This window comes from bacterium endosymbiont of Bathymodiolus sp. 5 South, assembly GCF_900128535.1.
GTDB lineage: Bacteria > Pseudomonadota > Gammaproteobacteria > PS1 > Pseudothioglobaceae > Thiodubiliella.
In genome coordinates this window covers 1-8,047 of record NZ_FQTR01000086.1, presented here as the reverse complement: position 1 = coordinate 8,047, position 8,047 = coordinate 1, and the positions used below count along the sequence as shown (strand labels likewise).

Below are 8,047 nucleotides of genomic sequence, written 5' to 3'. Positions count from 1 at the left end.
AGCAATCATCAGAAACCCACTTTTCACCCACTTGGCGATTTTTTAAACCCAGCCTTAGCCCTGCTAGGACAAGGTTTAAAGAAATCACCAAGTGGGCAAAAATTGGATTTTGCTAATCATCTCTATTTATGCAAAGGTCTCGAATAATGATTAAAAATTTTACTATAACACTTAAAAATTTTTTTGTCAAGGTGTTATGTATGCACCCCAAAAAAAATCCAAAAATAAGATCACTTACAACCCAAAACTTGCCTGTTGACATATTTTATTAATTTTCATAGTCAGAGTTTTATGTGGTTTGTATGATACTGTCATAAATTCTTAGATAAAGTTTTAAGTCTGAGATACTAAGTTTTAAATTTGGTGATTGTGCTAAAGGCATTTGAATTTATAAGTAGTAAAGAGAGACCTTTGCATAAATATGAATAATCATCAAAACGCCATTTTTCACCAACTTGACAATTTTATAAAACACAGCCATAGCTTTGCTATGACTATATTTCATAAAATCACCAATTCGGCAAAACTTGTCATTTTGCTAATCATTCCTACTTATGAAAAAGTCTCAGAGAAATATTTTTGAAAAAATATTTTGTAAGAGATTTTTTGATGTATAATTTACCGCAGTTGGTTCCAAAGACGGGATTTAACACAGAACATTGGCGTTTATTTAGACTTTTTTAATAAAGGGGTTTAGGTAAGCGTTTTTTTTCGTCAGTTTCAAGGTGGAACTGGAAAAAAGGTATAGAAGCCAGTAGTTGAGTTTGCATATTTTTATGTGGATGTGACTACTGGCTTTTTTTGTTTATTAAGACTATAGAAGCCTTAAATGGAGAAAGTTAGATGAAGATGGTAACAGCAATTATCAAGCCCTTTAAGCTTGATGAGGTTAGAGAGGCTCTACATGAAATAGGTGTTTCAGGGATTACAGCAACAGAGGTTAAAGGTTTTGGACGTCAAAAAGGACACACAGAGCTTTATCGTGGCGCTGAATACACGGTAGATTTTTTGCCAAAAGTTAAGTTGGAGATTGCGATTAGTGCAGATCAAGTTGACAGTACGATTGAAGTCATAAGTATAGCAGCGAAATCTGATGGCAAAGGCAAAATCGGAGATGGTAAGATTTTTGTTAGTAGTTTGGAAAATGTTGTTCGCATTAGAACGGGTGAAACTGATACAGATGCACTTTAGGGGATAAGAATGGAAGATACAATTTTAGAAATGCAATTTGCCATAGATACTTTTTACTTTTTAGTAATGGGTGCATTGGTAATGTGGATGGCAGCAGGCTTTTCAATGTTAGAAGCAGGGATGATTAGAGCTAAGAATACCACTGAAATCTTAACCAAAAATATCGGTTTATTTGCGATTGCTTGTACGACTTATATGGTCTATGGCTATGATTTAATGTACGGTGGTGGCGTGTTGCTGGACGGTATCAGTGGGCAAGGCGATACATACTCAAAGGCAGCAGATTTCTTTTTTCAAGTCGTCTTTGTAGCAACAGCGATGAGTATCGTTTCTGGTGCAGTGGCTGAGCGAATGAAATTATTTTCATTTTTTGCATTTGCATTAGTATTTACTGCCATTATTTATCCATTAGAAGGTGCTTGGACTTGGGGTGGTGAAGCAGTATTTGGACTGTTTAAACTTTCTGACTACGGCTTTTCAGACTTCGCAGGTTCAGGTGTTGTGCATATGGCTGGTGCAGCGGCGGCTTTAGCGGGTGTGCTAGTCTTAGGTGCTCGTCGTGGAAAATACAATAAAGATGGCTCATCAAATGCAATCATGGGTGCAAATATGCCACTTGCTGCACTAGGTACATTCATTTTATGGATGGGCTGGTTTGGTTTTAATGGCGGCTCGGTATTAGCCATGGCAAGTAAAGAAAGTGCTAATGCTGTTGCGATGGTATTTTTAAATACCAATGCAGCTGCAGCTGGCGGTGTAATTGCTGCACTTTTGTTGGTAAAATTACTATGGGGTAAGGCTGACCTAACGATGGCACTCAATGGTGCATTAGCAGGTTTGGTTGCTATTACCGCAGGACCTGACACACCAAGCGCTTTAGAGGCAACTTTAATCGGTGCTATTGGCGGTATTTTGGTGGTATTCTCAATTTCAACGCTAGACAAAGTATTTAAGATTGATGATCCAGTCGGTGCGATTTCTGTGCACGGTGTTGTTGGACTATGGGGTTTGTTAGCAGTACCATTAACCAATGAAGACATGTTTTTCACAGGACAGTTACTCGGTGCTTTGACAATCTTTGTTTGGGTATTCGGTGCATCACTGGCGCTTTGGTTCGTGATTAAAGTGGTGATGGGTGTTCGAGTTTCAGAGCAAGAAGAAGCCGAAGGCGTGGATGTTGCAGAGTGTGGATTGCACGCTTATCCAGAATTTACGATTAAGTAACAAAATAAGTCAAAGGCATGTTGCTTTTGTTGGCATTACATAAAAATATTTAAATAAGGAAATAAGGAAATAAAGATGAAAAACAAGTCAAAAAAACTATTATTGGCATTGTATCTAAGTTCAATTTTTAGCTCAGTGTCATTTGCTGCTGAAGAAGAAAAACAATCAGCAGTTAGTGCCAATATAACTATTGCCAATGATTATGTGTGGCGTGGTAAGACTCAATCTAATAATAAGAAAACCATTCAAGGTGGACTTGATTGGGATGCTGGTAATGGCTTTGCATTAGGGATTTGGGGTTCTAATGTTGCAGACGGGTCTGAGTTTGATTACTATGGGTCTTATTCAGGTGAGGCAGGGGACATTGGTTATGAAATTGGTTATATTGCCTATCGTTATTCAAAAGATGCTGCTGGTAATCGTTTGAACTTCAATGAAGCTTATGTTGGTGCGTCTTATGGTGATTTTGGTTTAACTTATTACAAGGGTAATGGCGAGAAAACGCTTGAAGCAGGTGATTATATTGAAGGTAGTTACGGTACTAGTATTAATGATATAGATGTATCGTTAACTGTTGGTAGATATTCTGAAGCGGTGAAAGGCGATAGTAACGATTATAAGGTGTATGGAGTTAGCCTTGGCAGATCTTATGGTGGCTTAGATTATGCCTTGGGCTTTACTAAGGTTAAGGACAGTGATAGTTCTGCTGCTTATAATACACTTAATGAAAAAAATACAATGTTTAGTATTAGTAAATCTTTTTAGCGAACCCCCCTAAAAATTCGTATGAATTTTTCAGCCCCCATCTTGGGGGCTTTTTTATGAGTGAAACAAAATACAATAGATGGTTCTAAGTCCTATATAATCGTTTGTCTATGAATACAGCACTTAAAATTATTCTTGTCGATGAAAATACAGGTCGTTCAGCGATGTTGCGTCGTGCTTTGCAAGACAAAGGGCATGAGGTGATTTGTCGTATGGACAGTAGTGCCAATTTGCAAAATAGTAATGAAATGACCCATGCAGATGTGGTGATTGTGAATGCCGATATCCCTGATGAGGAAGTCTTTGCAAATTTAACCGATGTGAATAAAACCAAGCCAAAGCCGATTGTGATGTTTGCTGCAGAGTCAAATTCTGAGATGGCAAGTTCTGCCATTAAATCAGGTGTGAATGCTTATATTGTTGATGGACTTGAAGAGAATCGCGTGCAGCCAATTATTGATGTGGCAATGGCTCGATTTAGAGAATTCCAGGCACTCAAGGATGAGCTAGATGCAACACGCAATCAACTTTCAGAGCGTAAAGTAGTTGAAAAAGCCAAGGGTTTGTTAATGCGGCGCAAGGATATTAGTGAAGATGACGCTTATCAATCCTTGCGTAAGATGGCAATGGATAAGAATAAACGGATTGTTGATGTTGCCGAAAGCGTTATTAATGCCTTTGAGCTGTTAGATTAACTAATTGTAAAAAACCAAACAATAGTCACTATATGGCAATATAATAAAGGCCATGAAAAAAATTGTTATCCAGGAAAAAGACTTTGATTTATCCACTGAAGTTGCCTTAGTTCAAACTAACGATGGCAATATTGGTGCAGTAGTATCTTTTGTTGGTCTAGTGCGTGATTTGGATGATGCGCCCATTCAAAAAATGACGCTTGAACATTATCCTGGAATGAGCGAAAAAGCCTTGCAATCTATTGTTGATAAAGCTAGAAAGCATTGGTCTATAGGTAACATAACTGTTATTCATCGAGTGGGAGATTTAGCTGTTAATGAGCAAATTGTATTGGTTATTACCACCAGTAAGCACCGTAAAAATGCCTTTGATGCCTGTGAATTTATTATGGATTATCTAAAAACACAAGCGCCTTTTTGGAAAAAAGAAGTGAGCAAAGATGGCAGCAAGTGGGTCGAGTCTAAGGATAGTGATCAAGATAGAATTAAACAACATCAAGATCTTTAAAAGAGTTCAAATGGCTAATTTTTTAATCGTAAAACCATAATAAATTTATCATGAATAACCAACAAACTGATTGCGAGTGCGATACAACGCCACAAGCGCTACTTTCTATTGATGAGGCTTTAGAATTGTTGCTTAATTCTGCTAAAGTTACCCGTAGTACTCAGTGGTTAGGACTTGACGATGCATTAAATAAAATTCTAGCTGTTGATATATATGCTGATATTTTTGTCCCTAGTTTTGACAATTCCGCTATGGATGGTTACGCCCTTAATCTTAAAGAAGAACAAATAAATATATCAGGCGGCACCACATTTAAAATCACTGACCGCATTCCTGCAGGTAGTACTGGAAATACATTGGCATCAGGTTGTGCAGCGCGACTATTTACAGGCGCACCTATACCAAAAGGTGCCAATACAGTGGTTATGCAAGAAGAATGTGAGTTGATTGAGGATGAATCAAGCATTGAAATTTATCGACCTATTGCGTTAAATGAAAATATTAGACCAATGGGTAATGATATTCAATCAGGGGATGTTATTTTATCCAAAGGCAAACAACTGCAACCACAAGACATTGCACTGGTTGCTTCTGTGGGTGTAGGAAAACTTGAAGTGTTTAATAAAATTAAAGTAGGGGTATTCTTTACAGGTAATGAGCTTATTGAGCCTGGAAAATCATTACAACAGGGGCAAATTTTCAACTCTAATCGTTATGCACTTGTCGCATTATTAAATAAGCTTGATTGTGAAGTGATTAATTTAGGCAATATTAAAGATACATTGGGTGCGACTTGTCAAGCGCTAGAAAAGCTAAAATCTAGTTGTAATTTAATCATAACCACGGGTGGTGTTTCTGTTGGTGAAGAGGACCATATTAAACCTGCTGTAGAAAAATTGGGTCAATTGAATTTGTGGCGTATTAAAATGAAACCAGGTAAACCTCTAGCTTTGGGTTGTATTGGAGACTGTGCCTTTATAGGGTTGCCGGGTAATCCAGTCTCAGCAATGGTCACTTTTTTACTTTTTGCCCGACCTTTTATTAAAAAGATGCAAGGTGCAAGTAACTACTTAAATATCCCCTTTAAGGTTGCAGCAAACTTTGATTGGCATCGAGCTAAGCCTAGGCGTGAGTTTGTGCGCGTGCGCCTTGAGCGTACAATTACCCCTATGCAGGTCAATCAATATCCAAAACAAGGATCAGATGTTTTAAGTTCTATGGTTTGGGCAGATGGCTTGGTCGAAATACCAGAAGAAAAGACTTTTAAACAGGGTGAAATTTTAAATTTTTACCCACTCAATGAGATGATGTTATGAGCAAGTTAACCCATGTAAACAACAAAGGTGAGGCTAATATGGTGGATGTATCTACTAAAGGTAGTACCGTGCGTATTGCTAAAGCAAGTGCTAAGGTGTTAATGCAACCAGAGACCTTGCAAAAAATTAAGGATAATGATTTTAAAAAAGGTGATGTGCTATCCGTTGCAAGAATTGCCGGCATTATGGCAGCAAAGCAAACCCACCATCTTATTCCAATGTGCCACAGTCTTAATCTTTCAAAAATTAGTGTAGATTTTGAATTTATTGAAAATGGCGTTCAGATTACCACACTGGCTAAGTTAAACGCTCAAACGGGTGTAGAAATGGAAGCGCTGACTGCTGCAAGTATTGCAGCATTGACAATTTATGACATGTGCAAAGCACTAGATCGCTTTATCAAAATTACAGACACCCAATTATTAGAAAAATCAGGTGGTAAATCAGGTCATTGGATACGCGACACACAGCAATCCTCTGAGAGGAAACTTAAAGATGCCTAAATTAATTGACAAATTTGGCAGAGAGATTACCTATTTAAGACTCTCGGTTACCGAGCATTGTAATTACCGATGTTTTTATTGCCGTGATGATGAGCATGTGCCAAATTGCAAACGAGAAGATATTTTAAGTTACGAAGACATTGAAAGGATTGTTCAGATTTTTGCTGAATTAGGGGTGACTAAAGTCCGATTAACGGGCGGCGAGCCTTTACTTCGAAGAGGCATTGTAAAGATAGCCAGACTCATTAGTTGTGTTAAGGGTATTAACGATATACCTTTATCGACTAATGCGCATTTGTTAGAAAAATTTGCTAAAAAACTACATCAAAATGGGGTTAACAGGGTGAATATTTCTATGGATTCACTCATCCCTGAGAGGTTTGAGAAAATTACCCGTGGTGGTGATATAACTGAGGTTATTAAAGGCATTGATGCGGCCATACAAGCGGGCATGAATCCAGTTAAAATAAATATGGTGGCAATGCGTGGTGTGAATGATGATGAGATTGAATCAATGGTTGATTTCGCCATTACCAAAGGTATTGATGTGCGTTTTATTGAAACCATGCCCATTGGCTTGGTAGGTATAGAGGCGCTTGAACAGCACATTAGCGAAAAAGATATTTCTGCTAAGCTCAATAAACATCTTGGTAAGAGATTAAGTCCTATTAACCCCAGCAAAACAGATGGTCCCGCCCATAATTTTAAAATTAAAGGCACCAATTCTACCGTGGGTATTATTAGCGCTGTATCTAACCATTTTTGCCAAACTTGTAATCGTGTTAGGTTGACGGCTAAAGGGGATTTAATTTTGTGTTTAGGTCAAGAAGATGCCATCTCATTAAAAGATGCAGTGCGTTCAGATTTAACCAATGATGAAATTAAGACTATGATTGTAAATGCCATTAATAAAAAACCTGAGAAGCACGAATTTAACACGGTTGTTGATAATATTAGCAACCGACAAATGGTGGAGATTGGCGGGTAGGCAGATGAAGGTTTATTATTTTGCTTCGCTTAAAGAAGCTTTAAAAATTCCCAGTGAAGAAATAATATTGAGCGCTGATATGACAGTCGTACAACTAAGAAAAAAATTGGTTGATAAACATGGTAAATGCCATTTTCCAGGTAATATTCTTTGTGCGGTTAATCAAGAAATTGCCAATGATGAAGTTGTTGTTAGTGACTCAGATGAAGTGGCTTTTTATCCACCCGTAACAGGAGGATGAATCAGCGATTTAGCATATGTTGTTTTAACCTGTACTCCAGCCTCTTGGGCGTCTCATTCCAGCAATCTTACAAGTTTGTTTGACATAGCCATAAGGAAACATTTTAAATAGTTTAGTTTTTGCTACTTTTTTATCAACCCCCAAATCAAACCCCATTTGTTTTGCTGTATGTCGAACATCCGGCGCCGCTCCGTGTTCGTTGTAGTAAACCCTCATAAAGTCAAAGATAGGCCAATACGCATCTGTTAGTGTTATATTTTCTGATTTGGCTAGCACTAAGGCTACCTCTTTATTCCAGTTTTCTGGATGAACCAAATAGCCTTCAGCATCTATTTCTATTTCTTTATTGTTAATATTCATAATGTTTATAACCTGAAAAACTCAGACAACTTTTTAAAATTTCCTGCATATACTCTGGTTCAATTTTATACTCTCTTTGACCACTTTAGAAGGCTCTGTGGTCAATCTTTATATTAGCAGAGACCTTTGCATAAATAGGAACAATCATCAGAAACCCACTTTTCACCCACTTGGCGATTTTTTAAACCCAGTCTTAGCCCTGCTAGGACAAGGTTTAAAAAATCACCAATTGGGCAAAAATTGGATTTTGCTAATC

Annotated in this window: 11 protein-coding genes; 10 read left to right on the top strand and 1 reads right to left on the bottom strand. The window is 37.7% G+C overall.

Annotation, left to right across the window (positions count from 1 at the left end; all coding sequences use genetic code 11):
• Positions 1–421: 421 nt before the first annotated feature.
• From BBROOKSOX_RS07885 to moaD, 10 genes are all read left to right on the top strand, one after another.
• Entirely contained in the window at positions 422–583 is a 162-nt protein-coding gene (locus BBROOKSOX_RS07885) for a hypothetical protein (RefSeq protein WP_180323914.1), read from the top strand.
• Positions 584–843: 260 nt separating this feature from the next.
• Positions 844–1,191 (top strand): P-II family nitrogen regulator, encoded by a 348-nt coding sequence (locus BBROOKSOX_RS07880; protein ID WP_139660729.1) that lies wholly within the window; start codon positions 844–846, stop codon positions 1,189–1,191.
• 9 nt (positions 1,192–1,200) lie between these two features.
• Positions 1,201–2,415 carry an ammonium transporter gene (locus BBROOKSOX_RS07875; protein WP_139660726.1) on the top strand — a complete coding sequence of 405 codons (1,215 nt, stop codon included), beginning with the start codon at positions 1,201–1,203 and terminating at the stop codon, positions 2,413–2,415.
• Between the two features lie 75 nt (positions 2,416–2,490).
• Positions 2,491–3,180 (top strand): TorF family putative porin, encoded by a 690-nt coding sequence (locus BBROOKSOX_RS07870; RefSeq protein ID WP_139660724.1) that lies wholly within the window; start codon positions 2,491–2,493, stop codon positions 3,178–3,180.
• Positions 3,181–3,290: 110 nt separating this feature from the next.
• Positions 3,291–3,875, top strand: coding sequence for an ANTAR domain-containing response regulator (locus tag BBROOKSOX_RS07865; RefSeq protein ID WP_139660734.1), 585 nt, complete (start codon positions 3,291–3,293; stop codon positions 3,873–3,875).
• A gap of 52 nt (positions 3,876–3,927) precedes the next feature.
• On the top strand, positions 3,928–4,383 hold the full coding sequence (locus BBROOKSOX_RS07860; RefSeq protein WP_139660721.1) for a molybdenum cofactor biosynthesis protein MoaE: 456 nt from the start codon (positions 3,928–3,930) through the stop codon (positions 4,381–4,383).
• 50 nt (positions 4,384–4,433) lie between these two features.
• Complete coding sequence (locus BBROOKSOX_RS07855) at positions 4,434–5,699, top strand: molybdopterin molybdotransferase MoeA (protein WP_139660719.1); 1,266 nt, start codon at positions 4,434–4,436, stop codon at positions 5,697–5,699.
• A complete protein-coding gene (gene moaC / locus BBROOKSOX_RS07850; RefSeq protein WP_139660717.1) occupies positions 5,696–6,202 on the top strand; it encodes a cyclic pyranopterin monophosphate synthase MoaC in 507 nt (168 codons plus the stop codon). Before BBROOKSOX_RS07855 ends, moaC begins: the two co-directional genes overlap by 4 nt.
• Positions 6,195–7,190 (top strand): GTP 3',8-cyclase MoaA, encoded by a 996-nt coding sequence (gene moaA, locus BBROOKSOX_RS07845; protein ID WP_139660714.1) that lies wholly within the window; start codon positions 6,195–6,197, stop codon positions 7,188–7,190. The genes moaC and moaA overlap by 8 nt, the downstream gene beginning before the upstream one ends.
• A gap of 4 nt (positions 7,191–7,194) precedes the next feature.
• Positions 7,195–7,431: a molybdopterin converting factor subunit 1 gene (moaD, locus tag BBROOKSOX_RS07840; RefSeq protein WP_139660731.1), complete on the top strand. Its 237-nt coding sequence runs from the start codon at positions 7,195–7,197 to the stop codon at positions 7,429–7,431.
• Between the two features lie 24 nt (positions 7,432–7,455).
• Here moaD and BBROOKSOX_RS07835 read toward each other — a convergent pair whose 3' ends face one another.
• Positions 7,456–7,791, bottom strand: a complete 336-nt coding sequence (locus BBROOKSOX_RS07835) for a TusE/DsrC/DsvC family sulfur relay protein (RefSeq protein ID WP_139660712.1) — start codon at positions 7,789–7,791, stop codon at positions 7,456–7,458.
• Between the last annotated feature and the right edge of the window lie 256 nt (positions 7,792–8,047).

What these genes read in the sequence shown, in the direction of transcription:
- moaD (WP_139660731.1), top strand. Translation starts at nt 7,195, where the DNA reads ATGAAGGTTTATTATTTTGCTTCGCTTAAAGAAGCTTTAAAAATTCCC.
- BBROOKSOX_RS07855 (WP_139660719.1), top strand. Translation starts at nt 4,434, where the DNA reads ATGAATAACCAACAAACTGATTGCGAGTGCGATACAACGCCACAAGCG.
- moaA (WP_139660714.1), top strand. Translation starts at nt 6,195, where the DNA reads ATGCCTAAATTAATTGACAAATTTGGCAGAGAGATTACCTATTTAAGA.
- BBROOKSOX_RS07870 (WP_139660724.1), top strand. Translation starts at nt 2,491, where the DNA reads ATGAAAAACAAGTCAAAAAAACTATTATTGGCATTGTATCTAAGTTCA.
- BBROOKSOX_RS07860 (WP_139660721.1), top strand. Translation starts at nt 3,928, where the DNA reads ATGAAAAAAATTGTTATCCAGGAAAAAGACTTTGATTTATCCACTGAA.
- BBROOKSOX_RS07865 (WP_139660734.1), top strand. Translation starts at nt 3,291, where the DNA reads ATGAATACAGCACTTAAAATTATTCTTGTCGATGAAAATACAGGTCGT.
- BBROOKSOX_RS07875 (WP_139660726.1), top strand. Translation starts at nt 1,201, where the DNA reads ATGGAAGATACAATTTTAGAAATGCAATTTGCCATAGATACTTTTTAC.
- moaC (WP_139660717.1), top strand. Translation starts at nt 5,696, where the DNA reads ATGAGCAAGTTAACCCATGTAAACAACAAAGGTGAGGCTAATATGGTG.
- BBROOKSOX_RS07835 (WP_139660712.1), bottom strand. Translation starts at nt 7,791, where the DNA reads ATGAATATTAACAATAAAGAAATAGAAATAGATGCTGAAGGCTATTTG.
- BBROOKSOX_RS07885 (WP_180323914.1), top strand. Translation starts at nt 422, where the DNA reads ATGAATAATCATCAAAACGCCATTTTTCACCAACTTGACAATTTTATA.
- BBROOKSOX_RS07880 (WP_139660729.1), top strand. Translation starts at nt 844, where the DNA reads ATGAAGATGGTAACAGCAATTATCAAGCCCTTTAAGCTTGATGAGGTT.